General features: G+C 62.1%; 25 protein-coding genes. 10 read left to right on the top strand and 15 right to left on the bottom strand.

From position 1 onward, the window contains the following. Nucleotides 1-61 precede the first annotated feature (61 nt). The gene (gene malQ, locus LPB73_RS17295) at nt 62-2,014 is read left to right on the top strand and encodes a 4-alpha-glucanotransferase (protein ID WP_231077659.1); all 1,953 of its coding nucleotides are present in this window, start codon (nt 62-64) and stop codon (nt 2,012-2,014) included. Nucleotides 2,015-2,038: 24 nt separating this feature from the next. Next, nucleotides 2,039-3,838, top strand: coding sequence for a glycoside hydrolase family 15 protein (locus LPB73_RS17290; protein WP_231077658.1), 1,800 nt, complete (start codon nt 2,039-2,041; stop codon nt 3,836-3,838). A 40-nt stretch (nt 3,839-3,878) separates the two neighbouring features. On the opposite strand, the gene LPB73_RS17285 is transcribed toward LPB73_RS17290, so the two are convergent. From LPB73_RS17285 to pqqA, 15 genes are all read right to left on the bottom strand, one after another. Beyond that, nucleotides 3,879-4,688, bottom strand: a complete 810-nt coding sequence (locus LPB73_RS17285) for an HAD family hydrolase (protein ID WP_231077657.1) — start codon at nt 4,686-4,688, stop codon at nt 3,879-3,881. Nucleotides 4,689-4,699: 11 nt separating this feature from the next. After that, entirely contained in the window at nt 4,700-5,179 is a 480-nt protein-coding gene (locus LPB73_RS17280; protein ID WP_231081172.1) for a gluconokinase, read from the bottom strand. Between the two features lie 55 nt (nt 5,180-5,234). After that, a complete protein-coding gene (gene pgl / locus LPB73_RS17275) occupies nt 5,235-5,975 on the bottom strand; it encodes a 6-phosphogluconolactonase (protein WP_231077656.1) in 741 nt (246 codons plus the stop codon). A gap of 4 nt (nt 5,976-5,979) precedes the next feature. After that, nucleotides 5,980-7,506 (bottom strand): glucose-6-phosphate dehydrogenase, encoded by a 1,527-nt coding sequence (gene zwf / locus LPB73_RS17270; RefSeq protein WP_231077655.1) that lies wholly within the window; start codon nt 7,504-7,506, stop codon nt 5,980-5,982. Nucleotides 7,507-7,511: 5 nt separating this feature from the next. After that, a complete protein-coding gene (gene gnd, locus LPB73_RS17265) occupies nt 7,512-8,540 on the bottom strand; it encodes a phosphogluconate dehydrogenase (NAD(+)-dependent, decarboxylating) (protein ID WP_231077654.1) in 1,029 nt (342 codons plus the stop codon). A gap of 64 nt (nt 8,541-8,604) precedes the next feature. Next, the gene (locus LPB73_RS17260) at nt 8,605-11,457 is read right to left on the bottom strand and encodes a bifunctional transaldolase/phosoglucose isomerase (protein ID WP_231077653.1); all 2,853 of its coding nucleotides are present in this window, start codon (nt 11,455-11,457) and stop codon (nt 8,605-8,607) included. Nucleotides 11,458-11,791: 334 nt separating this feature from the next. Beyond that, entirely contained in the window at nt 11,792-12,244 is a 453-nt protein-coding gene (locus tag LPB73_RS17255) for a DsrE family protein (RefSeq protein ID WP_231077652.1), read from the bottom strand. Nucleotides 12,245-12,273: 29 nt separating this feature from the next. Then, nucleotides 12,274-12,906, bottom strand: coding sequence for a hypothetical protein (locus LPB73_RS17250; protein ID WP_231077651.1), 633 nt, complete (start codon nt 12,904-12,906; stop codon nt 12,274-12,276). Nucleotides 12,907-12,994: 88 nt separating this feature from the next. After that, entirely contained in the window at nt 12,995-13,663 is a 669-nt protein-coding gene (locus LPB73_RS17245) for a DUF4286 family protein (RefSeq protein WP_231077650.1), read from the bottom strand. Between the two features lie 10 nt (nt 13,664-13,673). Then, nucleotides 13,674-14,651 carry a prolyl aminopeptidase gene (pip, locus tag LPB73_RS17240; RefSeq protein WP_231077649.1) on the bottom strand — a complete coding sequence of 326 codons (978 nt, stop codon included), beginning with the start codon at nt 14,649-14,651 and terminating at the stop codon, nt 13,674-13,676. Further along, complete coding sequence (gene pqqE, locus LPB73_RS17235) at nt 14,641-15,855, bottom strand: pyrroloquinoline quinone biosynthesis protein PqqE (RefSeq protein ID WP_231077648.1); 1,215 nt, start codon at nt 15,853-15,855, stop codon at nt 14,641-14,643. The genes pip and pqqE overlap by 11 nt, the downstream gene beginning before the upstream one ends. Then, nucleotides 15,852-16,172: a pyrroloquinoline quinone biosynthesis peptide chaperone PqqD gene (gene pqqD / locus LPB73_RS17230; protein ID WP_231077647.1), complete on the bottom strand. Its 321-nt coding sequence runs from the start codon at nt 16,170-16,172 to the stop codon at nt 15,852-15,854. Before pqqD ends, pqqE begins: the two co-directional genes overlap by 4 nt. Before the next feature lie 10 nt (nt 16,173-16,182). Then, entirely contained in the window at nt 16,183-16,953 is a 771-nt protein-coding gene (pqqC, locus tag LPB73_RS17225; protein ID WP_231077646.1) for a pyrroloquinoline-quinone synthase PqqC, read from the bottom strand. 32 nt (nt 16,954-16,985) lie between these two features. Further along, nucleotides 16,986-17,915 carry a pyrroloquinoline quinone biosynthesis protein PqqB gene (pqqB, locus tag LPB73_RS17220; protein WP_231077645.1) on the bottom strand — a complete coding sequence of 310 codons (930 nt, stop codon included), beginning with the start codon at nt 17,913-17,915 and terminating at the stop codon, nt 16,986-16,988. Nucleotides 17,916-18,022: 107 nt separating this feature from the next. Beyond that, the gene (gene pqqA, locus LPB73_RS17215; protein ID WP_089267584.1) at nt 18,023-18,103 is read right to left on the bottom strand and encodes a pyrroloquinoline quinone precursor peptide PqqA; all 81 of its coding nucleotides are present in this window, start codon (nt 18,101-18,103) and stop codon (nt 18,023-18,025) included. 292 nt (nt 18,104-18,395) lie between these two features. Here pqqA and LPB73_RS17210 point away from each other — a divergent pair, with 292 nt between their 5' ends. The 8 genes from LPB73_RS17210 to LPB73_RS17175 all read left to right on the top strand — a co-directional run bounded on the left by LPB73_RS17210 (nt 18,396) and on the right by LPB73_RS17175 (nt 25,796). Next, entirely contained in the window at nt 18,396-18,653 is a 258-nt protein-coding gene (locus LPB73_RS17210; protein WP_089267437.1) for a DUF6894 family protein, read from the top strand. Between the two features lie 256 nt (nt 18,654-18,909). Then, nucleotides 18,910-20,280, top strand: a complete 1,371-nt coding sequence (locus LPB73_RS17205) for a PQQ-dependent sugar dehydrogenase (RefSeq protein ID WP_231077644.1) — start codon at nt 18,910-18,912, stop codon at nt 20,278-20,280. Between the two features lie 194 nt (nt 20,281-20,474). After that, nucleotides 20,475-21,041, top strand: a complete 567-nt coding sequence (locus LPB73_RS17200) for a c-type cytochrome (protein WP_231077643.1) — start codon at nt 20,475-20,477, stop codon at nt 21,039-21,041. A 786-nt stretch (nt 21,042-21,827) separates the two neighbouring features. After that, the gene (locus LPB73_RS17195; RefSeq protein ID WP_231077642.1) at nt 21,828-23,231 is read left to right on the top strand and encodes an amidase family protein; all 1,404 of its coding nucleotides are present in this window, start codon (nt 21,828-21,830) and stop codon (nt 23,229-23,231) included. A gap of 14 nt (nt 23,232-23,245) precedes the next feature. Then, the gene (locus LPB73_RS17190; RefSeq protein WP_089267434.1) at nt 23,246-23,722 is read left to right on the top strand and encodes a glutathione peroxidase; all 477 of its coding nucleotides are present in this window, start codon (nt 23,246-23,248) and stop codon (nt 23,720-23,722) included. Beyond that, nucleotides 23,719-23,973, top strand: a complete 255-nt coding sequence (locus LPB73_RS17185; protein ID WP_068732134.1) for a DUF3297 family protein — start codon at nt 23,719-23,721, stop codon at nt 23,971-23,973. Before LPB73_RS17190 ends, LPB73_RS17185 begins: the two co-directional genes overlap by 4 nt. Before the next feature lie 198 nt (nt 23,974-24,171). Beyond that, nucleotides 24,172-25,014 (top strand): ABC transporter ATP-binding protein, encoded by an 843-nt coding sequence (locus tag LPB73_RS17180; RefSeq protein ID WP_231081171.1) that lies wholly within the window; start codon nt 24,172-24,174, stop codon nt 25,012-25,014. Beyond that, a complete protein-coding gene (locus LPB73_RS17175) occupies nt 25,014-25,796 on the top strand; it encodes an ABC transporter permease (RefSeq protein ID WP_231077641.1) in 783 nt (260 codons plus the stop codon). Before LPB73_RS17180 ends, LPB73_RS17175 begins: the two co-directional genes overlap by 1 nt. The last annotated feature ends 3 nt before the right edge of the window (nt 25,797-25,799 follow it).

The raw sequence follows: 25,799 nt of genomic DNA, 5'->3' as shown, positions 1-25,799 counted from the left end.
TTCCGCAAATTCAGAAATTTCCCAGCAACTTTCGATTGTTGCTCTGCAAACAGCGTGCCGAATGGACCTTTTCACCAAAGCTGCGGAACTCGGAATCCAGACCGGTTTTCACGACGGTCAGGGCCAGTGGCACACCACGGGCGAAGCTGCCCTGAAGCTCATTCTGGACGCCATGCCGGTGCGCACGCCGCATCGCTTCGTGGCGAGTCCGGTCGTGGTCCGGGCCGGCGAGGGTGCCCGCACGGTCCTCAATGAGGCTGCCACGTTTCCCCTGACCTGGAAAATTCTCGACGGGGTTAAGGTTATCGCCGAGGGAACGACGGAGGGACGCGAGATCACCTGGCCGCGCGATCTGCCGGTCGGCGTGCACCGGCTCAGGCTGGTCGACGCCAAGAAATTCCCCGATGAGGCGCCGTTCATCGTCGCGCCGTCCAAGGCATTCCCCGGCACCTTCGATCGGTCCTGGATTCTCGCAGTACAGCTCTACGGCGTGCGCTCCGAGCGCAATTGGGGCATCGGCGATTTCACCGATCTGCAGGACCTGATCAGACTGGCCGCCGATATCGGCGCCGGCGGTGTCGGGCTCAATCCGCTGCATGCGCTGTTCGACGACCGGCCGGCCGAATGCAGTCCGTATTCGCCGAACAGCCGGCTGTTTCTCAATCCGCTCTATATCGACGTCGAGGCGCTGCCCGAATATGCGGCCAATGACAGCGGCGATATGCTGGCCACTATGCGCGCGAGCCAATTCGTCGACTATGCAGATATCGCCGCGGCGAAGTCGACAGCAATGTGTGCCGCCTTTGAGACATTTTATGCCGATCCGACATCCGAGCGTCAGAAGGCCTTTGCCGCATTCCGCGCCGAGCGCGCCCCGCTGCTGACGCGCTTCGCCTGTTTCGAGGTGCTGCGGCATCAGCAGCAGACCGCGTGGTGGGACTGGCCGTCGGAATGGCTGCTGCCTGATGACGCGACCTGTGACGCCTTCCGCGCCGGACCGGACGGCAAGGACGTGGCTTACATCGAATACGTGCAGTGGAATGCCGACCTGCAGCTCAAGGCCTGTTTTGATCTCACCATCAAGCTCGGTATGCCCGTCGGCCTCTATCTCGATGTCGCGGTCGGCGTGCAGTCCGGCGGCTTCGATGCCTGGAACGAGCAGATCGCGATCTCGCGTCATCTCTCCGTCGGTGCGCCGCCCGATGCGCTACAGCCCGCCGGACAGAACTGGGGTCTCGCCGGCTTCAATGCGGCGGGCCTGGAAGTGCAGGGCTTCGCGCCGTTCAAGGACATGCTGCGTGCCTCGATGCGCTATGCCGGCGCCGTCAGGCTTGATCACGTGCTCGGCCTCAATCGCCTTTACGTCGTGCCGCACGGCTATGACGCTGACAACGGCGCCTATGTGAAGATGCCGCTCGAAGCGCTGCTGGCCGTGACGGCGCAAGAGAGCGTGGCCAATCGCTGCGTGGTGATCGGTGAGGATCTCGGTACCGTGCCGGACGGCTTCCGCGATCATCTCGCATCCTGGGGCATCTGGTCGTATCTGGTGATGATGTTCGAGCGTGATGAACGCTATGCCTTCCGCGGCGTCGATTATTACGCGCCGAATGCGCTGGTGACCTTCAATACCCACGATCTGCCGACCTATGCCGGCTGGCGCAGCCTGCACGATCTGCAGCTGAAGCGCTCGCTGGGCATCGATCCCGGCGAGAGCGACGATGCCCGCCGCTACGCGCTGCAGATGCTCGGCGAGGCGCTGCGAGCGCAGGGCATCAATACCGAAGACTTCTACGCTGTCGCTCACTTTCTCGCGCGCACGCGGACCCGTTTGCTGGCCGTCGCGTTGGAAGACCTGTTGGGTGTGATCGATCAGCCGAATATTCCCGGCACCATCAATGAGCATCCGAACTGGCGGCAGCGGCTGCCGGCCACGGTGGAGACGATGGCCACGTCGATCGATCGTGACGCGCTGCACATTGCAACCGCGGACAGGAGTTTGTCCGCATTGACCTAAATTTTGTCAGGTGGCGGAAAGACTTTGTACAGCAATATCGAAGATTACGCGCTGATCGGCGATTGTGAGACCGCCGCTCTCGTCAACCGCAACGGGTCGATCGACTGGCTGTGCTGGCCGGCCTTCGATTCCGACGCCTGCTTTACCGCGCTGCTCGGCACCAAGGATCACGGCCGCTGGCAAATCACGCCCGACGCTCCGGTCACGGCATGCAAACGGCGCTATCGCGGCGACTCGCTCATTCTGGAAACCACGCTGGAGACCGACGACGGCGCCATCACGCTGATCGACTTCATGCCGCCGCGCGGCGCCGCCTCTGATGTGGTGCGCATCGTCCGCGGCGATCGCGGCACGGTGACGGTCCGGATGGAGCTGATCATCCGCTTCGGATTCGGCGCGGCCATCCCCTGGGTGAAGCGCGACAAGGACGGCGGAGTGCTGGCGATTTGCGGGCCCGACATGACCGTGCTGCACACGCCCGTCGAGACCCACGGCGAGAACCTCACGACCGTCGCGAAATTCGAAGTCAAACAGGGCGACAGCGTCCCGTTCGTGCTGACCTATGGGCCTTCGCATCTCAAAGTGCCAGCGCCGATCAATGTCGACGAGGCGCTGAAGGACACCGAGGAATTCTGGAAGGAATGGAGCAGCCGCTGCACCTACAAAGGCGAGCACCGCGATCTCGTGATGCGCTCGCTGATCACGCTGAAGGCGCTGATCTATGCGCCGTCCGGCGGCATTGTCGCGGCGCCGACCACGTCGCTGCCCGAAAAGCTCGGCGGCTCCAGAAATTGGGACTATCGCTTCTGCTGGCTGCGCGATGCGACATTCACGCTGCTGGTGCTGATGAACAGCGGCTACACGGATGAGGCGCGCGCCTGGTATCGCTGGCTGCTACGCGCCGTCGCCGGCGCACCGGCCGAGATGCAGATCATGTATGGCATCATGGGCCAGCGCCGCTTGCTCGAATGGGAGGCCGATTGGTTGCCCGGCTATGGCGGCGCGCTGCCGGTGCGCGTCGGCAATGCCGCGCATGCGCAGCTGCAGCTCGACGTCTATGGCGAGTTGATTGATGCCTTCCACCAGACCCGCGTTGCCAAACTCGATCTCGAGGATGGCACCTGGGCGGTGGAATGCGAGATCCTCGAACACCTCGCTTCGGTCTGGAACAAGCCCGATCACGGCATCTGGGAGCGCCGCGGCCCCGGCAAGCACTATGTGCTGTCGAAAGTCGGTTGTTGGGTTGCGTTCGACCGCGCCATCAAGAGTGCCGAGAGCTTCAATCTCAAAGGCCCTGTCGACACGTGGAAGGCGCTGCGCAAGGAGATTCATCGCGACGTTTGCGAGAAAGGGTTCGATCCTCGCGAAAACACCTTCGTGGAATCCTATGGCTCGGACGTGCTCGACGGCGCCATTCTGCTGCTGCCGGCTCTGGGTTTTCTTCCGGCCGACGATCCTCGCGTGAAGGGCACGATCGCAGCGGTCGAGAAATATCTGATACGCGATGGCTTCGTGCTGCGCCACGATCCGCGCGAGGTCACTGGCGAGGTGCAGCCCGCCGAGGGTGCGTTCCTCGCCTGCAGCCTGTGGCTGGCCGAGGCCTATATCAAGATGGGTGAGATCGCTAAGGCGGAAGAACTCTTCAATCGCGTCGTCGCGATCGCCAATGATGTCGGGCTGCTGGCGGAAGAATATGACAGCGGCGTCAAACGCCAGACCGGCAATTTCCCGCAGGCGCTGACCCATATCGCGTTGATCGCCGTGGCGCATAATCTGGCGAGCACCAAGCGTCCGCAGGAGAAGAAGGTAGAGCGGGCGAAGTAGCTCGTCTCTTAACCCTCCCCGCAAGGGGGAGGGGGTTACGTCACGTGGCATTCCTTTTCAAAATCATCTCCACCGCGCCCGCAAAGCCTTCCTCCTCATTCGATGTCGTCACATCCGTCGCCTGCGATTTCACATCGTCGCTCGCATTGCCCATGGCGATCGACATGCCTGACACCTTGAACATCGGCAGATCGTTGCGCATGTCGCCGATGGTGGCGATGGCCTCAAGGGAGATGCCGAGGCGCTGCGCCATGGCCTGCACGAAGGTGCCCTTGTTCTGATTGGGCGGCGTGACGTCGAGATAATAGTTCTGCGAGCGCACCGCGACCGCCGTATCGCCCAGCGCCTTCTGCATCGCGCCTTCGCAGCGTTCCAGCAGCGGGAAGTCGGAGCTCGCACCGACGATCTTGCAGGCCTTGGCGAGATAGGGCGAGAAGTCATCCACCATCACGGCCTCATGCTGGATGGTGTCGCGCTCATGCGGCACATATTTGCCGTCGTCGCGCTTGATCACCCATTCATCATTGGTGAAAATCCAGATATCGACGCCGTGGTCTTCCAACACTTCGATGGCGCGCTTGGTCGCAGCTTCCGGGATCAGGTGCTGCACGATCGGCTTGAGGTCGCCGTCCACCATGGAGCTGCCGTTGAACGGGCCGATCGGCAGCGTGATCCCCAGTGGCTTGACCAGGAAGCGCATGCCGACGGGCGGGCGGCTCGACGTGATTGTGAAGCCGATGCCGGCGTCTTCCAGTTTCTTCACGGCCGCCTTGGCCGTGTCGGTGAGGCGCTTGTCATGGGTGACGAGCGTGCCGTCGACATCGGACACCACGAGAGCGATCTTGGTCATGGTTTGATCCTTCAGGTCGGCAGTTGGCGGATGATGGCGGAGACGATGCCGTCGACATCGTCATCGATGGATACTGTGATCGGGCGCTCATTGGGGCCGGGGACTTCCAGCGTCTTGAACTGGCTGTCGAGCAGCGTCGGCGGCATGAAATGATTCTTCCGCGCCGCCATGCGCTTGGCGATTAGCTCCTTGGAGCCGTCGAGATAGATGATGCGAATGTCGTCGCGGCCGTGCAATAGCAGATCGCGATAGGCGCGCTTGAGCGCAGAACAGGCGACGACAAGCTTTTGGCCATCGGCGGTGACGCGGTCGATCTCGTCGGCAATGGCCTGCAGCCAGGGCCAGCGATCGTCGTCGGTGAGTGGCTGGCCCGCGCGCTGCTTCTCGATATTTGCCTTCGGGTGAAAATCGTCGCCATCGGCGAAGCGCCAGCTGAGGCGTTCAGCAAGCGTCTTCGCGATCGTGCTCTTGCCCGAACTGGAGACGCCCATCACCACCAGAGCCTTGGGTGCCAGGATCTTGGGTGCCAGAGTCTTGGGCGCGGTGTCAGCCACGCGCGTCGTCCGGGAGGGCGGCCTTGTCGCACAGCCAAACGGTTTCGCCGTCCGACCGCGCGCGATTGGCTGGCAGATCCTCGCCCTTCAGCACGCGCGTCAGGATTGCGCGCTTGTCCTCGCCGCTCATCAGGAACAGCATCTCGCGGCATGAGGCCAGTGCCGGCAGCGTCAGGCTGACGCGCGGCACGAACGGCTTCACGTGGGCTTCGGGCACGCCGACCACCCAGCGCTCTGTCACCTCGATGGCTGGATAGCCGGGGAACAACGACGCCACGTGGCCATCGGGGCCGACGCCGAGCAACACCAGATCGAACAGCGGTTTGGCTTTATCGAGTTTGTCGGCTCCGTAGAACGACTGCAGTTCGCGCGCATAGAGCGCCGCCGCGTCATCCGGATTCGCCGCATCGGTCTTGATCGGGTGCACATTCGCAAGCGGCGCGCATGCATCCAGAAACGCAGTTCGCGCCATGGTCATGTTGTTGAGCGGATCGCTTGAAGGAACGAAACGGTCGTCGCCGATGAACCAGTGTACGCGATCCCAGGGGATCTCGCTGCGGTAAGGCTCGGTAGCGAGCAGTTCATAGAGCCGCTTCGGGCTCGATCCGCCAGTCATGCAGATGGCGATGCGACCGGGATTGGCCTCGATGCGCTCGATCAGCCGCTCGGCTGCGGCTTCGGCGAGCGCTACCGCGTCCTCGACCACGACGATATGGCGATTGGGCGCTGTCATGGCGTCAGCTCAGCACGCGCCAGCTACGACCGTCGCGCTTGAGCAGGTCGTTGGCTTCGTCGGGACCTTCGCTGCCGGCGTTGTAGGTCTTCAGCCCATCCTTGCCGGCCTTCTTCCATGCATCGAGGAACGGCTGCACGGCGCGCCAGCCGGCTTCCACGCTGTCGGCGCGCTGGAACAGGATGTTGTCGCCGATCATGCAGTCATAGATCAGCGTCTCATAGCCCGTCGCCGGCGCGGCCTGGAAGTAGTCCTTATAGCGGAACTTCATCTCGACGCCGTCGATCTCCACGGCCGGACCGGGCACCTTGGTGTTGAACTTCAGCGAGATGCCTTCGTTCGGCTCCACCGCGATGACCAGAAAATTCTCGGCAAGGCTTTCCACGGACATGTCGCGGAACATCGCGAACGGTGCCTGCTTGAACTTGATCGCCACTTCGGTGCGCTTGATGCCGAGTGCCTTGCCGGTACGCAGATAAAAGGGAACGCCGGCCCAGCGCCAGTTGTCGATCGACAGCTTCATCGCTGCATAGGTCTCGGTGGTGCTGCCATCCTTGACGTCTTTGGTCTTCAGATAATCACCAATGTCGGTATCGCCCACATGGCCAGCAACATATTGCGCGCGAACCGAATTCTGCAGTGCTTCGGCTTCGGTCTGCGTGGTGACGGCGGCGAGCACTTCGGCCTTCTCGGAGCGAACCGCATTGGCCTCGAATCGCGCGGGCGGCTCCATCGCGACCAGCGATAGCAGCTGAAATAGATGGTTCGGCACCATGTCGCGCAGCGCGCCGGTCGCATCGTAGAACGAGCCGCGATGGCCCACGCCGAGTTTCTCGTCCACGGTGATCTGCACGTGATCGATATGGTTGCGATTCCAGATCGGTTCGAACATGCCATTGGCAAAGCGCAGCACCAGGATGTTCTGCACCGTCTCCTTGCCGAGATAGTGATCGATCCGGTAGATCTGCTGCTCGTTCATCAGGCCGAGCAGTTCATTATTCAGCTTCTTCGCGGATTCAAGATCGGTGCCGAACGGCTTCTCGACCACGAGGCGGCGCCACGAGCCGTTTTCCTTTAGCATGCCGGTGCGGCCGAGCTGACGCGCGATCGGCGCGAAGGCCGAAGGCGGCGTTGCCAGATAGAACAGGCGATTGCCCCCGGTGCCCCGTGCTTCCTCGAGTTTGTCGAGCTGTTCGCGCATGCGATCGAAGGATTCCGGCTCGCCCGGATCGGCCTCGATGCAGGTGACACAATTGAGCAGCTTCTGCGCGATGGCGTCGTCGACCGGGCGCGTCGCATATTGCTTCAGGCCCTTCATCAGGTCGTCGCGGAGTTCCGCGCCGGTCATGTCCTTGCGGGCGATGCCGACGACGCAGAATTTCTCCGGCAGAAGATCGGACGCCTGCAGGTTATAAAGCGCCGCGATGACCAGCCGGTGGGCGAGATCGCCGGTGACGCCGAAGATCACGAATGCGCAAGGGTCTGGCTTCTTCTTGGATTTGGCAGGGCCTGGAGCTTGTATCTCGGTCATGCGGGCTACGCCTTTGGTTTGATGATATCAGGCGCGTCCTGCCGTTTTGGATCCGGATGCTGATCGGGCTCTTTGTGGCCGCCGAAACCGGCGCGCATCGCGGATAGAATCTTCTCTGCAAATGTGTGCTCCTTGCGGGAGCGAAACCGCGCAAACAGCGCAGCCGTCAGCACCTCGGCGGGCACTGCCTCGTCGATGGCGGCATTCACCGTCCAGCGGCCTTCGCCGGAGTCCTCGACGAAGCCCGAATAGGTATCCAGCGTCTCGTTCTTGGCGAGCGCGGTGGAGGTGAGGTCGAGCAGCCATGACGGGATCACGCTGCCGCGGCGCCACACTTCGGCGATGTCAGGCAAATTCAAATCGAAGCGATGCGCCTCCGGGAGCGCCTCGATATTGGCGTTCTTCATGATGTCGAAGCCTTCGGCATAGGCCTGCATCAGTCCGTATTCGATGCCATTATGGACCATCTTGACGAAGTGCCCGGCGCCGACCGGGCCGGCATGGATATAGCCATTCTCGATGCGCGGATCGCTGTTGTCGCGGCCCGGCGTACGCGGAATGTCGCCGATGCCCGGCGCCAGTGTCTTGAAGATCGGATCGAGCCGATCGACGACGCTCTTTTCACCGCCGATCATCATGCAATAGCCGCGATCGATGCCCCAGACGCCGCCGGAAGTGCCGACGTCGATGTAATACAGGCCCTTCTCCTTCAGCGCCTGGCCGCGGCGAACATCGTCCTGCCAGAACGTGTTGCCGCCATCGATGATGGTATCGCCGGGCTCCAGCAGCCTGGTCAGCGCATCGATGGTGGTTTCGGTGATCTTGCCGGCCGGCAGCATGACCCAGACCGCGCGCGGCTTGTCGAGCTTCTTCACGAAATCTTCGAGCGACGATCCGCCGGTGGCACCTTCGGAGGCAAGGCCGCTGACGGCCTTGGCGTCCTTGTCATAGACCACGGCACTGTGACCGTTCTTCATCAGGCGGCGGACAATATTTCCGCCCATTCGGCCGAGACCGATCATGCCGAGCTGCATTGTGTGATGTCCTTTATTGATTGCGCATGACCCGAAGCAATGTCCGGGCCATGCGGATCGTCGTTTAGTTCAATGCGGCAGTAATCGCCTTGTCGAGAACAGCAAGTCCGGCCTTGAGATCGCCCTTGAGATGGATGCGCAGGGCGCGGCGGTTGCGATCCGTCAGCACGCCAAAGTCACCACGCGCCTGTGCCGCCTTGATGACACCGAACGAGGCGCGGTAATCGGGAATGGCAAGATCCTTGGCATCGTCAGCTGTGATCTGCAGGAACACGCCGGTATCGGGTCCGCCTTTGTAGGCCTGACCGGTCGAATGCAGGAAGCGTGGTCCGAATTCGGCGCAGGTCGCGACCTTCTTCCTGTCGCGTACCGCCATCCGCATGTGCTGCAGCGTGTCGATATGCGCGCTATCGCGTTCGACATAGGCCAGCAGGGCCACGTAATCGCCGGGCGTGACGCGGCGGAAATGCGCCTTTAGCCACGAGGTCAGATCGCTATTAGCGCCGGCTTTCTTTAACAGTTCGGCATTGCTGTCGTCGGTATAGAGATCGGCCTCTTTCGACGATACCACCGGCGACTCCGGCGGCAGCGAGCCGGTCTTCTCGAAGGCTTCAGTCAACTCGCGCGTCTTGATCTTGGCGGCCTCGACATCCGGCTGGTTGAACGGGTTGATGCCCAGAATCGATCCCGCAACGGCTGTCGCTATCTCGAAGCGGAAGAATTCCTGGCCGAGATGATCGATCGACGGCATCACGATGCGCGCGACGGGATGGCCGGCCTTTTCAAGCGCAGCGAGCTTGTCGTCATGGGCCTTGTCGTCTTCGCCCGAGGTGCGCAGATCGATGAAGAAACGATCGGTGCCATAGACGGAGGGTTCGCCCAGCGTTTCGCCGTCGATGGGGATCAGGCCCTTGCCGTCCTTGCCGGTGGATTCGGCGATAAGCTGCTCGGCCCATGCGCCGAAATCGGCGATCTTCTTCGAAGACAGGATGGTGACCTTGTCACGGCCATCGAGGCCGGCATTGCCCATGGCAAGGCCGAGCTGTACGCCCGGATTCTCCGAGGGCGGCACGTCCGGTCCGCAGGAGCGGACCATCGACAGCGTGAGATCGAGCAGCTTGGTGAGATCGACGCCCGCTGCAGCCGCCGGCACCAGGCCGAAGGGCGACAGCACCGAATAGCGGCCGCCGATGGTCGGGTCGCCATGGAAGACGCGGGCAAACTTTTGGGTCTTCGCGACCTTCTCCAGCGACGAGCCGGGATCGGTCACGGCGACGAAATGGCCGCCGGCCTTGTCGGCGCCGACCGCCTTGGTCACCTCGTCGAAGAAATAGTTCTTCATCACATTCGGCTCGGTGGTGCCGCCGGATTTGCTGGAAACGATGAAGAGTGTCTTGGCGATAGTCACCGCCGCGCCCATGGCGCGCACCTGTGCGGGATCGGTGGAATCCAGCACATGTAGTTTCGGGAAGCCCGACACCTTGGCAAAGGTCTGCGCCAGCACTTCCGGCCCGAGGCTCGATCCGCCCATGCCGAGCACGACCGCATCGGTAAATCCCTGCGCCTTCACCCATTTGGCGAAGTCGTTGTAGTCGGCGAGCGTGGCCTTCTCGTCAAAGGCGCTGTTCAGCCAGCCCAGCCACTTGTCTTCATCCGATCCGGTCCAGACGGATTTTTCCTTGTGCCAGAGCCGGCGGATCTTTGCGGACGCGCGCCAGTCTTCGGTCGAGGTCGCGACCTTCTTCGTGATGCCGTCGCCCAGCGCCAGCTTCTGCGCGCCGATGCTGCCGCCAAGCGACGTCGCGCGCTTGTGCGCCACCGCGCCATACAGCTTGTCGGCGGCATCGGCGAACAGCTTGACGCCGTCCTCGACGAGATGCGTCGTAATCGCATCGAGCGAAATGCCGGTCTTGGCGAGATCGGCCAGCACCTTCTTCGCATCCTCGACATTCTCTTCGAGGCTGTCGCGCACTTCGCCGTGGTCGCGGAACGCGTCCAGCGTGGCGGGCGGCACGGTGTTGACGGTGTTCTTGCCGATCAGCTCTTCCACATAGAGCGTGTCACGATAGTCCTTGCTCTTCACGCCGGTGGAAGCCCAGAGCAGACGCTGCGGCTTGGCGCCCTTGGCGGCCAGTTTCTCCCAGCGCGGGCCGGCAAACAGTTCCAGATATTCCTGATAGGCGAGTTTCGCATTGGCGATGGCGACCTTGCCCTTGAGGTCCTTGAGCCGCGCCTTCTCGGATGGATCATTGGCCTTGGCGATCTTGTCGTCGAGCTGCTTGTCGACCTGCGCATCGATGCGGCTGACGAAGAACGAGGCGACGCTGGCCACATGCGAGGGATCGCCGCCGCCGGCAACATATTTTTCCAGACCATTCAGATAGGCCTCGGCGACCTCCACATAGGTCTTCTGCGCGAACAGCAGCGTCACATTGATGCTGATGCCTTCGCCGATCAGTTGCTGGATCGCGGGCAGCCCCTCCGGCGTTGCCGGCACCTTCACCATCAGGTTTGGGCGCTTGACGCTCGCCCACAGGCGCTCCGCCTCAGTGACCGTGCCCTTGGTGTCATTGGCGAGATAGGGCGAGACTTCGAGGCTGACGAAGCCGTCGTCGCCCTTCATCTTGTCGTAAACCGGTTTCAGCACGTCGGCGGCGTGCTGGATGTCCTCGACGGCAATGTGCTCGAACAGGTCGGCAGGCGATTTGTCGCCGGACTTCAGCGCCTCGGCAATCGGGGCATCATATTCGTCCGAACTTCCGATCGCCTTCTCGAAGATCGCCGGGTTCGACGTCACGCCCTTCACGGCGTCAGTGTCGATCAGCTTCTTGAGGTCGCCTTTGGCGACGAAGCCGCGGGCGAGGAAGTCCAGCCAAACGGCCTGACCATGGGATTCGAGTGCTTTGACGGGATTCATGATGCCTTGTTCTGCTTACAATTATCAAAAGGCCGATCGCCGCGCGAAACGTTCCGCGGCCCGGTTCCAATGATCGCCCCAAACCCATACGCATGGCAAGCCGAACGGTTCCATTCAGGGCGCGGGAGCCGGATCGCAATTCCGTGTTCGCCAGATTGGCCCGGCGGCATGACAATTGTGCAAATTTTGTGCGTCGGTTTTGTAGGTTGGGGAGCGCCTCCAGCCCCTCACGTCATTGCGAGAAGCGAAGCGACGCGGCAATCCAGAGGATCACAAGCGAAGAAAGACTGGATTGCTTCGTCGCAAGGGCTCCTCGCAATGACGGCGAAGGGGGTCAGGGCCGAATATACAGATAGCCCTGCGACTGCAGCTCCGCGATCCGGACCACGCCGCCGCGGTCGGCGATGGTGAAGCCCGGCAGCAGGCCGTCCAGCGTCACATCCTGCGCCTTCATGGTGTTGCTGCAGGCGGCCAGTTGCAGGCCGGCCTTGGTGAATTTGTTAACCCGTGCGGTGATGTCGGGATTGGCGGAAGCCCGGGCAAATGACTTCAGCGCCGGGCCAAGCACGACCAGTGCAATGGTAACGTTGTCGGGGCCGCCGACACCGTCGAAATGGTTCTGGATATTGCCAAGCGCGAAATTCACCCGGTCGGCATCGGCGAGATGATAGACGACCTTGAGCTTGGCAGGCGGCTTCTGGTCGGCCGTCGCGGCACTCGCTCGCGATGCCAATAGTCCCGCGCCGACCGTCGACAGGGCGGTCCACAATAGGCTGCGTCGATTCATGGCCCGCTCCGATTTGGCGTCAATCACGCTCACTTGCTGCGCATCGCCGCGAGTTCCTTGCGGTCTGTGATCAAGGATTCACATTCCTTCAGACTCGTGCGGTCGAGCCGGAAAATCTTGTCGTCTTCGCCGCCGGTCAGCGCGTCGGCGCCGGGCTCTTCATCGGGCTTGCTGTTCTGCCAGATACGGACCCGTTCGACGCGGACCAGCGTCGCATCGATGTCTTTGGCCAGGCCGATCGCAATGCCGCCGCCATCGCAATCGACGCTGCATGCGAACTTCACCTCCTGGCCCTTGTCGGTATCCTGGATCTGGCCGCAAGAGCCGCTGGAATCCCAGTCGCCTTTGCGATGGCGATATTTGAATCCGAGCCGGAACGAGTAGGGCGTATAGCTTTCTTCGGGCGGATGCCCGGCGACGACCAGCAGCTTCATGGTGCTGACCTTCTGCTTGGGGTGCCGCGCCAGATGTTCGGCGTCATAGCGCCGGACGAAGCACGCATAGGTCAGCTTCGGACCAAGCGGGCCGGCAAACATGCGCTTGTTGAATTCGGCTGCCTTCACCGCATCGACCTTGGCCGGCTCGTCCTCGGCGCGCGCCAGCGGGCCGCCGATGGTCAGAGCGGAGGTGAGAACCAGAAGGGACAGCACACGGATGGTCATCGACGTCTCGCAAGGTGAGGCGGCCCGTTGCGGGCCAGTTCACCTTGGTCGCGTCAGAGGTACCATGCGTTCAATCAGAGATCGCCAGTCAAAGATCAGCCTTCGCCAGATCCCACATCAGCCGGTAGGTCCCTTCGGAAATCAGCTCTGCCTTTGCCGCCGCAATGGCCGCAGTGAAGCGGCCTTTCATGGTCGCGACCACCGCATCCATGTCGGTGCCGTCGATCATCACATACCAGTCGCGCGCCGCAGGATTGGGTGCGGCGGGATCGTCGGTGAGCGGCTTCGACAGCCGGGGATCGCTCTCCATCAGATGCATCGAGATGATGCCGTTGATATCGCCGGGATCGAGCTGCGCTTCGAAGGCGCTGCGCAGTTTGTCAGCGCCTTCGGCGGGTGGCCGGATGCGCACCAGCCCGAGCGCCGCGCCGCGGCCCTGACCGCGGCTGACGGTGATCCGCGCCACCGAACGCAGCATGTTCTGGAAACGGCCGATATTGGTCAGCGACCACTTGGTCTGGTTGGCCAGCGCCGTGCGATAGGCATCACTGTCCAACACGTCGAATGTCGCGGTCGAATAGAGCCCGAGATATTTCGGCCTGGCGTTCACGGCCACATAGCGCCGCGCCTCATTGAAGCCCTCGATGGCGACGCGCTCGGCAAGATGCTCGCGGTCGTACCACGCGTTGAATTCCTGCTCATGTGCCGCGTCGATATCCATCGACGTCATCAGCATTCCCGCGCCATTGATCGGCATTCCAGAAGTCCTATTTCAGTTTCGACGCCACATCGGCGATGGCCTTCATCACCGCATCGCGCATGCCGGGGTCATACAGGCTGTGGCCGGCGCCTTCAACGATGCGCACCTCCGCGTCCGCCCAGCGCCTGGCCAGGGCATGCGATGTCGCGGGCGGGCAGAGGAAATCGTAACGGCCCTGAATGATGACGCCGGGAATGCCGGTGAGTCTGCCGGCGTCTTCCATGAGCTGATGCGGCCGCATAAAGCAGTCGTGCTTGAAGTAATGCGCTTCCATCGCCGGCGTGGCCGGCATCGGCCGCGTCTGGTTGCCAAGCTCGGCAAGGTCGAGCCGCGCGCGCTTCGGCGCGATTTCCGACAAGATGGCTTCGGTGCCGCCCCAGGCGCGGATCGCCGGGACATGCACGGCCGGATCGGCATCGAGAATGCGGCGATAGAAGTTCGGCAGCGGATCGGCGCGCTCGGCTTCGGAGAGGGTGCTCAGAAAATCTCCATGCAGGCCGGGATAATGCCGCGGCAGCATGACGTTGAAGACATCGTGCAATTCTTCCCGCGTGCCGAGAAACGTTGCGCGCAGCACGATGCCGGTCACGCGATCCGGATGGGCCTGCGCATAGGCCAGCGCCAGCGTCGCGCCCCAGGAGCCGCCGACCACGAGCCATTTGTCGAAGCCGAATGTCTGTCGGATCGTTTCCATATCCACGATCAGATGCGGCAGCGTATTCGCCTCGCGTAGGCCTTTGGGCTTGCTGCGGCCGGCGCCGCGCTGATCGAACAACACGGTGTGAAAACGCTGCGGATCGAACAGCCGGCGGTGATCGGGCTGGCAGCCGGAGCCGGGGCCGCCATGCAGATAGACTGCCGGAATGCCGTCGCTGCGGCCGACGCTCTCCACATGGATTGCGTGGCCGTCGCCGACATCGAGATGTTCCGAGGTCAGCGGCGCAAACAGGTCCGCATTCACCGGGGCGGGGACATCAGCGGCCATGGACGTCGTCCGCGTCCGGCTCCAGCGTGCCGCCTTTGAAGTTGCGATAGATGAAACGGTCGCGGCCCTCAGTGGATTCCGTCTCGGCCATTTTGAAGATTTCGGCGTGAACAGGTGACAGCGTGCAGGCGGGGTCGGTATTGCCGGCATCGCCGGTCAGCGCGAAGGCCTGGCAGCGGCAGCCGCCGAAATCCACTTCCTTGAACGCGCAACTCTGACATGGCTCGGGCATCCAGCCGGTGCCGCGATAGCGGTTGAAGGCTTCGGAGTTCTGCCAGATCCAGGCGATCGAATGATTGGAGCGCACGGATTCGAATTCCATCCCGGTGATGGTCTCGGCGGCATGGCAGGGCAGGATCTTGCCTGATGGAGAGATGTTGAAGAACTGCCGGCCCCAGCCGCCCATGCATTTTTTCGGTCGCAGCGCGTAATAGTCCGGAACGACATAGTCGATATCGAGAATGCCCTTCAGGCGCACCTGCGCATCCTCGACGATGCGGCTGGTCTCCTCGATCTGATCGATGGTCGGCATCAGGGCGGCGCGGTTCTTCAGCGCCCAGCCGTAATATTGCACATTGGCGACTTCCAGCCGGTCGGCATCGAGATCGACGGCCATCTGGATGATGTCGGCGAGCTGATGCAGGTTCTGCCGGTGCATCACCGCATTCACCGTCAGCGGCAGGTCGAGTTCGCGCGTCCATTTGGCGACTTCGAGTTTCTTGTTGTGGCCATTCTTGTAACCGCCGACGCGATCCGCCACCACGGGCTCATTGCCCTGGAAGCTGATCTGCACATGGCACAGCCCGGCATCCGCCAGCGCTGCGAGCTTGTCGCGCGTCAGCAGCACCGCCGAGGTGATGAGATTGGAATACAGGCCCACATCCGTCGCATGCTGCACCAGCTCGACGATGTCCTTGCGCGCGGTTGGTTCGCCGCCGGAGAAGTGGATCTGCAGCACGCCGATTTCGGCGAGCTCGGAGAGTACCTTCTTCCATTCGTCGGTGGTCAGCTCGGTGCTGCCGCGATCGAGCTCGACGGGGTTCGAGCAATACGGGCATTGCAGCGGGCAGCGATGGGTGAGTTCGGCCAGCACGGCGAGGGGAATGCCGAAGGTTTCCGCGGTCGAGCGCGTGCGCTCCATGATCGCGAGACTGTCGGCGGGATCGGTGAAGACGGGACTGGCGTCGGTAAGCGTAGGACTCATGCTGTCTTCTCCCGCGCTTGCGTGAGAAAGCCCTTGTCGGCGAGATCCTGCAGCATCGCGAGAACATCGGTACCGATATCGTCGCGCGGCGCGGCGTATTTGGCCACCAGGAGGTCGATGATATCGGCGACGTTACGTTCGCCATCGCAAAGCTGGAGGATTTCGACGGCGATATCGTCCGGCGCCAGCACGCGCTCCGGCGCGAGGATCACCCAGCGCTGGCGCGTCTCGTCGAACTTCAGCTTGGCGTGGCGCGGCAAGATCGGCTTGCTGGCCTCGCTGACGCTGATCCGACGATTGCTGCGCAACTCCGTCATCGTTGCCTTCTTACTTGGCCGGGACGAACGCGCCCGGCGGCACATGGCCGTCCACATAGGCATGATACAGCGCATCGAGCTGCACCCACAACACATTGGTCTTGAAGATCAGTGCATTGCAAACCGCGCGGCGCTCGGCCGGCGTCGTGGCATGCTGCTTGACGTAATCCAGCGCGAAGCCGGCATCGCGGGGCGCCTGGGTCAGGCGGCGGCTGAAATAGCTCATGATGTCCGGATTGACGAAGTCATAGTGCTTCAGCATGCCAGAGATGCGCTCTTCATGCAGGTTGGGGGCGAACAGTTCCGTCAGCGACGAGGCGATGGCCTCCAGCGGCGTCCTGTCGCGCACGAAATGCACATAGGCCTCCACGGCAAAACGCGTCGCCGGCAGGATGCCTTCGGTGGATTCCACATAGGCTGAGTCGAGGCCGAGCCCTTCGGTCAGCTTCAGCCAGCGCTCGATACCGCCTTCTGCGCCGGTATCACCGTCGTGATCCTCGATCCGGTGCCGCCATTCCACGCGTGTCGCACGGTCGCGGAAGCGCGAGATCACCACCGCGTCCTTGATGGGGATCGTGCTCTGGTAATAGTAGCGGTTCAGCGCCCAGGCCTGCACCTGACCCTTGTTGAGCTTGCCGCCATGCAGCAGCTTATGAAACGGATGCAGGCTGTGATAGCGCGTCGCGCCGATATGGCGCAGCGTCTCTTCCAGTTGCGCGGCTGTCTCCAGCGGCACGGCAGCTGAAATCGAATAGGCGGAAATGGCGTTGTCGCCGATCATGTTTGCACTTGTCAGGGTAGCACCTGGGGCGTTCACAGCGTGATCTCCATGCCATTGCCGGGAATCTGCCAGCCGGCGGTGGTCAACGCGGCGCGCTCGGTGGAATCATGCAGCAGCGCCGGGTTCGAATTGTTGATGTGCAGAAAGAACTTTCTGGCGATGCCGGCATCGGCCAGTTCGCTGATCGCACCCTGCGCGCCGGACATCGACAGATGCCCCATGCTCTGGCCGGTCTTCTGGCCCAATCCTGCCGCGATGAGTTCGTCATCGCGCCAGACGGTGCCGTCGAAGAACACCAGCGGCGCGCCGGAAATGCGTTGTTTCAGTTCGGGTGTCACCCGCGCGCAGGCGGCGATAAAATAGAAATGCTTGCCGGTGGCCTTCTCGGCAATCCGCAGACCCAGCGTGTCGCCATCGCCATCTTCACCGGCCGGATGCGCCTGGCCTTCGAGATACCACGCGCTTTTGCCGGGCACGCTGAAGGACACCACTTCCAGGCCGGACGGCGCGCCATCCTGCAGCTTCGGTTCGAAAGACGTATCAATCTCGATGGCGTCGCGGCGCACGTTCTTGTCCGAGAGCACGTTGAAGATGCTGTTGGCTTTCAGGATCGCCAGCACACGTGTGTGCGCATAGATTGTAAATGGCGAACCCTCGCGCATCGACAAGAGCCCGGCCACCGCATCGACCTCGCCATTGGTGAGGATCACGCCCGCGATCGGGGAATGCCTGACATGATCGGGGTGGGGATGAAGCTGGGGCGTATCGGTGACCTGTTGTCGCAGGTCGGGCGAGGCATTGATCAGGAACCAGTTGGCATTGTCGGCCGACACCGCGATCGAGGCCTGGCCGCTCTGCAGTTCGGGTCGCTCGCTGCGCGCCGCACGACAAATCCGGCATCCGCAATTCCACTGCGGAACACCGCCGCCGGCCGCGGCTCCAAGAACGACAACACGCAACATGAGATCGCCCTGAATCCCGGCCAATTCGCGTCTCGTAAAAAGACGCGGGGCGCCCGTCAGTGACGAAGGCGCCCCCAAAACTTAAGATCTTAGCGTGAGCTCAAGTCTTACTTGCGCGCCGCGCAGGCGTACATGTTGATTTCCATGCCGACTGCAACTTCGACGATCTTCGGTGCTTTCCAGGCCATATTTATCTCCCGCTTCTCTGCAGTCAGGTACTGCATAACCACAACTCTAATCCCTGCTCAAAGGTTCGCCAACAACTTCGTCATCACAATGTGAAGCGATGGGGGTACAATATGCGTGCAATGCACAATCGGATTGCGGTGCAACATTGCAAAGGCGAGAACGTTCCATAGATAGCGAAGGCCTTTGGTTGAAAGGCACCGATTCGTCCTCGGCCCGCCGCATCTTCCGGGATATTCGCGTGGTCTGAAATCTTCTGCGTCAGCGCCCAAGCCCAGTGCCAAGAGAATTGCCATGCCGCTTTATTTCTTCAACACACGCATCAACGACGAGCTGGTGGTCGATCCCGAAGGCGAGGAGCTGCGGGATCCCGATCATGCCTGGGATGTGGCGCGGTCGATGATCCTGCAATTGCTGCGCTCCGAAGGCACGCCGAGCGATCTGCTCAAAGCGGTGCTGGAAGTCACGGACAAGGACGGCGAGATCGTGCTTGAATTTCCGTTCACCGAAGCACTGCTCGATGCCACCGATGAGTCCGCAACGCGGCATTAGAGCGTCGTCGAGCGAAGTGGGCACCGGTTCGCGTCAAGAAAACGCGTCAATACACAACGCTAGAGCCTCGGTTCTAACTCTATCAGAACCGAAAAGGCTTTAGCCGATTGCGGGAATCCGCACAGGCTTGCTCGCGCGTGATGTTTTGATTGCGCAGCGACATAAAAATATCCAACAGTGCGATCCGGAAAGCCTCGGGGGCGGCGCATCTCATGTGCTGCGAGCAGAGAAGGCTTCCGTAAAAGGGGAGAGATCCATGAGTGTCTACACGTCCGCGCGCCGGGCATTGCTTGCCGGTGCGTTCATCGGTGTCTTTACAAGCGGCGCCTTTGCCCAGCAGTCCGATACATCACCTGCAACACCGGCTCCTGCAGCAGCTCCGAGTGCAGCGCCCGCTGCTCCCGCAGCGGCGCCTGCGCCGGCCGCACCACAAGCCGCCGCTCCGGCGCCCGCAGCACCGGCCGTTGCCGCCGCGCCTGCACTGCCGCCCGGCTCGCCGCTGATCGGTCGTCCCGATGGCGCTGCCGCAGCGAAGCTCGCGCCCGTCGCGCCGCCGCCGATTCCGTCCGCCGCCGACAAGCTGCCGACTGCGAAGCTGAAGGTGCCCGCGGGCTTCAATATCGAGGTTTACGCCGCCGGCATGGCCAATGCGCGCTCGATGCGCGAGGGCGACAAGGGCACGGTCTTTGTGGGTTCGCGCCTGGTCGACAAGGTCTATGCCGTCATGAACAAGGACGGCAAGCGCCAGGTAAAGGTGCTGGCCTCCGGCCTCTATCGCCCGAACGGTCTCGCCTTCAAGGACGGCACGCTCTACATCGCCGAACTGTCGAAGATCTCGAAGATCGAAAAGGTGGAAGACAATCTCGAAAACCCGCCGAAGCCGACCATGATCTACGACAACCTGCCGAAGGACGAAGCTCATGGCTGGAAGTTCATCGGCATCGGCCCGGACAGCAAGCTCTATGTGCCGGTCGGCCAGCCCGGCAACAACGTGCTGCATGACGAGGCCCATGGCCAGATCCGCCGCATGAATCTCGATGGCACCGGCGCCGAGATCTATGTGAAGGGTGTCCGCAACACCGTCGGTTTCGACTGGAATCCGACCACCAAGCAGATGTACTTTACAGACAACGGCCGCGACTGGATGTCGGAAGCGGTGCCGGAGGATGAACTCAACCGTGTCACCAAGGCGGGTGAAGACTTCGGCGCGCCATATTGCCTACAGGGCAATATCCTCGATCCGGAATTCGGCTGGGGCAAGTCCTGCGCCGACTACACCGCGCCGGTCGGCCTGCTCGGGTCGCACACCGCGGCGCTCGGCATGCGCTTCTACACCGGCAAGATGTTCCCGGCGGCCTATAAGGATGCGATCTTCATCGCGCGCCATGGTTCCTGGAACAAGACAACGAAGCTCGGCGGTGACGTCGTTGTCGCGAAGCTTAACAAGGACGGTACGGTGAAATCCGTCGAGCCGTTCCTCACCGGCTTCATCGAGGACAACAAATATGTCGGCCGCCCCGTCGACGTGCTGCAGATGAAGGACGGATCGCTGCTGGTCTCCGACGACTGGAACGGCGCGATCTATCGCATCACCTATGGCAAGCAGAAGGTGGCGGGCGCGAAGTGACGACGTTTTCTCACCTCTCCCCGCTTGCGGGGAGAGGTCGACTGCAACGCGCGAAGCGCGTGAAAGTCGGGTGAGGGGGACTCTCGACTTGCTCCGAGCGCGGTGAGAGTCCCCCTCATCCTCACCTTCTCCCCGCAAGCGGGGAGAAGGAATTCGCCACGCCGGAGTTTCAGTATTCAGAAAGTTCAAAGCCGATGCGCCCGTTTGCCGTCATCGTAGCTCTTTTTCTCTCGACGTCCCCACTCTTCGCCGCCGAACCCATCACTGGGCGCGCCGCGCCGTGCCTCGGTTGTCACGGCGAGAAGGGTGTCTCTGAAACCGAGAACACGCCGTCGCTCGGTGCGCAGCAGCCGGCTTATTCGCTGATCCAGATCTACATGTTTCGCGAGAAGCTCCGCGTCGCGGAGCCGATGAACGACATGGTGAAGGATTTCACCGACGACGACCTGCGCCTGTTCTCGGACTATCTCGCCACGCTGCCGAAGCCGGCCGCGCTCGAAGCCGGGGATCCCGCGCGGATGCAGGCCGCCAGGGCGCTGACCTCGCAATTCCGCTGCGATAGCTGCCACAACGCTGATTTCTCGGGCCGCGACAACATTCCGCGCATCGCCAATCAGCGCGAGGACTACCTCGCCAAGACCATGCGCGAATACAAGGACAACTCCCGCCATGGCTATGACGCGACGATGGCCGACGTGATGCAGTCGATCTCCGAAGCGCAGATCGTGGAGCTGGCGTATTTTCTCGCAAGGGTGAAGTGACGTCGCGCGGGCTCGCCCGCGCGACGTCATTCCGGGGCAGGCCGGGCCGCACAGCGGACCGGAATGAGCCCGGAATCCCGACATGTTCAGCTCCCGCTGTCATTCCGGGGCGCGCGCAAAGATGCGCGCACGCCCCGGAATGACAGTTTTTGGGGGGAGACGGCATTAAACTTTTTTTCCTATTTCTTATTGACAATATCCTGCCGTGGATTATATTCCCCTTCGTCCGGCCCCGATGAGAGGGGCGAGCGCGATCGTCACGTTCGCGGGGCTGGATGCGGTGGACGCCGGAGATGCGGCGTCACGCGGTTCATGGGTGACGTCTGTCTTCGGGCAGGACGGATCTGCGCCAGCACTGCCACTGGCAAGGAGACGGCCGACCTTGGGATGGAAAGACCCCTGGACAGTGTGACGGACGACCAAGTCAAAACGCGTTCGGCTTACTCGCTTGAGGCTACCCTGTCCCTCCGCCCTGGGACATTAATTTTGGTGATGGGACCGTTCGCCATGGCAGATGTGCAAGCAACCGAAAAAACACCGCAGGCGGAACGTCGGGCACTTGCTCGGCGCCTCCGAAAGTCCTGATGCACTCTCAATTGCGGAAGACCGCATCGCATCAGGCCCAAGGGTGCAACGGGCACCTGGCGTTCCGCACGCCCTCTCACAAGGGGGGCGGGAAGGAATGCGCAAACCTCGGACGCTTCGGCGCCGCGAGAATGCGAGCGTTTGGCCGATTGGCAATCTCCGGCCGCCTGCGTTAACAAGCGACAAGCAATGGAGCACTGCATGAACGATCTCTGGCGCCTGTCGGCAACTGACCTCTCCGCACTCATTCGCGACCGCAAGGTGTCCGCCAAGGAGGCGACGGTGGCTGGCCTCGCACGGCTCGATGCTGTGAACCCTGCCATCAATGCCGTGGTCGACCATCGACCCAATGAGGCGCTGGCACGGGCGGATGCGGTCGATGCGGCGATTGCGCGCGGCGACGATGTCGGCCCGCTCGGCGGCGTGCCCATCACCGTCAAAGTGAATATCGACTACGCGACCTATCCGACATCGAATGGCGTGAAGATCCAGAACGAGATCATCGCCAAGACCAACAGCCCGGTGATCGACAATCTGCTGAAGGCTGGCGCCGTCATCATCGGCCGCACCAATTGCCCGGCATTTTCCTATCGCTGGTTCACCACCAATCAGCTCTATGGCGATACCAAAAACCCGCGCGATCCCTCGCTGACGCCCGGCGGCTCGTCAGGCGGCGCAGGCAGCGCGGTCGCCGCCGGCATCGGTCATATCGCGCATGGTACCGATATCGCGGGCTCGATTCGCTATCCCGCATATGCCTGCGGCGTGCACGGGTTGCGTCCGACCGTCGGCCGCATCGCCGCCTATAATCAGGCGCTGCCCGAGCGCATCATTTCCGGCCAAATCACCGCGGTGTCCGGCCCGCTGGCGCGCACCATCAACGATGTCCGTCTTGGCCTCGCCGCGATGTCGCAGCCCGACGCGCGCGATCCCTGGTGGGTGCCGGCGCCGCTCGAAGGACCGACGCGCGAGAAGCGTGCCGCCATGTGCTTACGGCCTGATGGTCTCGCCATCACCGCCGACGTCGAAGCTGCCGTGCGCGATGCCGGCAAGCGGCTGGAGCGGGCAGGGTGGGTCGTCGAGGAAGTCGAGAACACGCCGGCCCTGCGCGAGGCCGCCGCCTTGCAGACGCAGCTCTGGTTCGGCGATGGCTATCAGGGCATGCTGGATGCGGCCGAACGCGAGGGCGATCCCGCAGCACTGGTCTGTCTGCGCGGACAGAAGGACAAGCTCAAGGACTTCGAGAATGGCGGCCTGTCCCGCGCGCTGGTGCGCCGTTCCACCTTCGTGCGCGACTGGGAAATGTTCTTGCAGCGCTATGCCGTGGTGCTGATGCCGATGTCCGGAGAGCTGCCGTTCCCGGATCATCTGGATATGCAGGGCCAGGAAGGCTTCGATCGCGTCTGGGCCGCCCAGATGCCGCAGATTGGCATTCCCTTCATGGGCCTGCCGGCGCTGAGCGTCGCCACAGGCCTCGTCGGCCGTGCGCCGACCGGCGTGCAGGTCGTGGCCGGCCGTTACCGCGAGGATCTCTGTCTGCTGGCCGGCGAAGCCATCGAGGCCGGCGGTACCCCGCCGATGCCTTGCGACCCCGTGACGGCCTGAGAGGGATCAGTGCGATGACCGGCATCTCCGATTTTTCTGCGAACGCACTGACAGGTGAGCCTGTCGCGCTCAAGCAGTTCGAAGGAAAGGTGCTGCTGATCGTCAATACCGCCAGCGCCTGCGGATTCACGCCGCAATATGCGGGGCTGGAGAGACTGCAGCAGGATTTTGCACCGCGCGGATTTTCCGTGCTGGGCTTTCCCTGCAACCAGTTCGGCGCGCAGGAGCCGGGCGACGCCAAGGCGATCGAGAGCTTCTGCGAGGCCAATTACCACATCACCTTCCCACTGTTTGAGAAGATCGACGTGAATGGCGCCGGGGCGCATCCATTGTATAATTACCTGAAATCTGAAAAGTCCGGATTGCTGGGTTCGGGAATCAAATGGAATTTTACCAAATTCCTGATCGACCGTTCCGGACGGGTCGTCGAGCGTTTTGCGCCGACCGCCAAACCTGAATCACTGCGAGAGAAAATCGAGGCGCTGCTATGACCGATAACACCAATGCATCAGCCGATCTGCCCGATCGCCTGTCCACCGATCCGCGAAGCCCGTTCTACAATGCCGAGGTGCTGCAGCGCGATGTCGGCATTCGCTTCAAGGGTGCCGAGAAGACCAATGTCGAAGAATATTGCGTCAGCGAAGGCTGGGTGAAGGTGCCCGCCGGTGCGGCAAAGGACCGGTACGGCAATCCGCTGCTGATCAAGCTGTCGGGTCCTGTGGAGCCTTATTTCCGCGACTAAACGCACCAAAAGCGCCGAAAGTCCTGCTGCGGGAAGCTGCCCTGTTCGCAGCAGGCGCTGACTAGCAAAAAGGCGTTGCCCGCATAAATTTGAAGCTTAAAGTAATTGCGGTTTCCGGCTACGCTGCGTCCGTCAGCATGATGGACACAGTCGGGCCGTCGTGATTGCAATGCGTGCATGGCAAATGAAGGACCGGGAATGCAGGTGGTGTCGCTACGTTCGGACGCTCACGCCGAGTCGGAACCTTTATCCGGCCGCAAACCCGCTTCAGCCATGATCGAAATCGATCACGTCTCGCAGCGCTTTCAGACCTCCGGCAAGCAAAGCCACCTGGCGCTGTCGGATATCAACCTCACCATCGAAGACGGCGCCTTCGTCTCGATCCTCGGACCCTCAGGATGCGGCAAGTCGACCTTGCTCTATATCGTCGGCGGCTTCGTGCAGCCCACCGATGGCGTTGCCAAGGTGAAGGGCAAGGCGATCACGGGACCGGGTCCCGATCGCGGTCCGGTGTTTCAGGAATTCGCGCTGTTTCCGTGGAAGAACGTGCTCGGCAATGTCATGTATGGCATGCGCCAGCAGGGCATGAAGAAGGCTGAAGCCGAAACGCGCGGCCGCAAGCTGCTCGAGATGGTTGGCCTCAAGGGCTACGAGAATTTCTATCCGAAAGAACTCTCCGGCGGCATGAAGCAGCGCGTCGCGATCGCGCGCACGCTGGCCTACGATCCCGCCGTGCTGCTGATGGATGAGCCGTTCGGCGCGCTCGATGCGCATACCCGCACGCGGCTGCAGAACGATCTGCTCGACATCTGGGATACACAGCGCAAGACGGTGTTGTTCGTCACCCATTCGGTCGAGGAAGCCGTCTATCTCTCAGACAAGGTGATCGTGATGTCGCGCTCGCCGGGCTCGATCAAGGAAATCGTCGATATCGATCTGCCGCGGCCGCGCAAGCGCGCTGACCTCTTGCTCGATGCGCGTTTCCAGAAATACATCGTCGACATCGAGAAGATGATCGACGACGGCAAGGACCATCTGTGATGACCGTGCGCGGGGTGCTCAGGACACTTTCGCCATTGTTCGCCTGCATCGGGTTGCTGTGTGTCTGGCAGATTGCCTCGCTGCGGCTGGATACCGAAAGCTTCCCAACGGCACTGGAGTCGATCAAGGCCATTCCGTCGATCCTCGGGGACAAGGGATCGCTGCTGAACATTCTCGATTCCATCCGTCGCATGGCCATCGGCCTCGTACTCGCGGTGATGTTTGCAATCCCGCTCGGTTTGCTGATGGGGCGCATCAAGGCCGTGGCGTCGTTCTTCAATCCGCTGATGATGATCATCTATCCCGTGCCAAAAGCAGCGCTGATGCCCATCATCATGCTGTGGATGGGCGTTGGCGACGTCTCCAAGATCCTCGTCATCTTCCTCGGCGTCTCGCTGCCGATTATCTATCACGCGTTCCAGGGCTCCAAGGCCGTTGAAGAAAAGATGCTATGGTCCGGTGCGGCGATGGGCATGTCGGCGCCGATGCGCATGCTCCGCATCGTATTGCCGGCTGCACTGCCCGAAATTCTCACGGGCTGCCGCACGGGGCTCGTACTGGCGCTGATCACCATGATCACCTCCGAGATGATCGCGCGCCAGTCCGGCGCCGGCAACATCCTGTTCAACTCGCTCGACATGGCGCAATACGACACGGTGTTCGCGATGATCCTGATCATCGGCGCCATGGGCATCATCTTCGACGCGGCGTTCGAGAAGCTTCGTCTGTCGCTGGTGCGCTGGTCGCAGCCGCGCGACGACATGCCTCTCAGCTTTACGTGAGCG

Origin of the sequence: Tardiphaga sp. 37S4, from assembly GCF_021044645.1 — a bacterium.
In the GTDB taxonomy this organism is placed as follows: domain Bacteria; phylum Pseudomonadota; class Alphaproteobacteria; order Rhizobiales; family Xanthobacteraceae; genus Tardiphaga; species Tardiphaga robiniae.
The sequence above is the reverse complement of the archived record's forward strand: the minus strand, read 5'-3'. Positions and strand labels throughout refer to the sequence as shown.

What these genes read in the sequence shown, in the direction of transcription:
- malQ (WP_231077659.1), top strand. Translation starts at nt 62, where the DNA reads ATGGACCTTTTCACCAAAGCTGCGGAACTCGGAATCCAGACCGGTTTT.
- LPB73_RS17285 (WP_231077657.1), bottom strand. Translation starts at nt 4,688, where the DNA reads ATGACCAAGATCGCTCTCGTGGTGTCCGATGTCGACGGCACGCTCGTC.
- LPB73_RS17280 (WP_231081172.1), bottom strand. Translation starts at nt 5,179, where the DNA reads ATGGGCGTCTCCAGTTCGGGCAAGAGCACGATCGCGAAGACGCTTGCT.
- pgl (WP_231077656.1), bottom strand. Translation starts at nt 5,975, where the DNA reads ATGACAGCGCCCAATCGCCATATCGTCGTGGTCGAGGACGCGGTAGCG.
- zwf (WP_231077655.1), bottom strand. Translation starts at nt 7,506, where the DNA reads ATGACCGAGATACAAGCTCCAGGCCCTGCCAAATCCAAGAAGAAGCCA.
- gnd (WP_231077654.1), bottom strand. Translation starts at nt 8,540, where the DNA reads ATGCAGCTCGGCATGATCGGTCTCGGCCGAATGGGCGGAAATATTGTC.
- LPB73_RS17260 (WP_231077653.1), bottom strand. Translation starts at nt 11,457, where the DNA reads ATGAATCCCGTCAAAGCACTCGAATCCCATGGTCAGGCCGTTTGGCTG.
- LPB73_RS17255 (WP_231077652.1), bottom strand. Translation starts at nt 12,244, where the DNA reads ATGAATCGACGCAGCCTATTGTGGACCGCCCTGTCGACGGTCGGCGCG.
- LPB73_RS17250 (WP_231077651.1), bottom strand. Translation starts at nt 12,906, where the DNA reads ATGACCATCCGTGTGCTGTCCCTTCTGGTTCTCACCTCCGCTCTGACC.
- LPB73_RS17245 (WP_231077650.1), bottom strand. Translation starts at nt 13,663, where the DNA reads ATGCCGATCAATGGCGCGGGAATGCTGATGACGTCGATGGATATCGAC.
- pip (WP_231077649.1), bottom strand. Translation starts at nt 14,651, where the DNA reads ATGGCCGCTGATGTCCCCGCCCCGGTGAATGCGGACCTGTTTGCGCCG.
- pqqE (WP_231077648.1), bottom strand. Translation starts at nt 15,855, where the DNA reads ATGAGTCCTACGCTTACCGACGCCAGTCCCGTCTTCACCGATCCCGCC.
- pqqD (WP_231077647.1), bottom strand. Translation starts at nt 16,172, where the DNA reads ATGACGGAGTTGCGCAGCAATCGTCGGATCAGCGTCAGCGAGGCCAGC.
- pqqC (WP_231077646.1), bottom strand. Translation starts at nt 16,953, where the DNA reads ATGATCGGCGACAACGCCATTTCCGCCTATTCGATTTCAGCTGCCGTG.
- pqqB (WP_231077645.1), bottom strand. Translation starts at nt 17,915, where the DNA reads ATGTTGCGTGTTGTCGTTCTTGGAGCCGCGGCCGGCGGCGGTGTTCCG.
- pqqA (WP_089267584.1), bottom strand. Translation starts at nt 18,103, where the DNA reads ATGGCCTGGAAAGCACCGAAGATCGTCGAAGTTGCAGTCGGCATGGAA.
- LPB73_RS17210 (WP_089267437.1), top strand. Translation starts at nt 18,396, where the DNA reads ATGCCGCTTTATTTCTTCAACACACGCATCAACGACGAGCTGGTGGTC.
- LPB73_RS17205 (WP_231077644.1), top strand. Translation starts at nt 18,910, where the DNA reads ATGAGTGTCTACACGTCCGCGCGCCGGGCATTGCTTGCCGGTGCGTTC.
- LPB73_RS17200 (WP_231077643.1), top strand. Translation starts at nt 20,475, where the DNA reads ATGCGCCCGTTTGCCGTCATCGTAGCTCTTTTTCTCTCGACGTCCCCA.
- LPB73_RS17195 (WP_231077642.1), top strand. Translation starts at nt 21,828, where the DNA reads ATGAACGATCTCTGGCGCCTGTCGGCAACTGACCTCTCCGCACTCATT.
- LPB73_RS17190 (WP_089267434.1), top strand. Translation starts at nt 23,246, where the DNA reads ATGACCGGCATCTCCGATTTTTCTGCGAACGCACTGACAGGTGAGCCT.
- LPB73_RS17185 (WP_068732134.1), top strand. Translation starts at nt 23,719, where the DNA reads ATGACCGATAACACCAATGCATCAGCCGATCTGCCCGATCGCCTGTCC.
- LPB73_RS17180 (WP_231081171.1), top strand. Translation starts at nt 24,172, where the DNA reads ATGCAGGTGGTGTCGCTACGTTCGGACGCTCACGCCGAGTCGGAACCT.
- LPB73_RS17175 (WP_231077641.1), top strand. Translation starts at nt 25,014, where the DNA reads ATGACCGTGCGCGGGGTGCTCAGGACACTTTCGCCATTGTTCGCCTGC.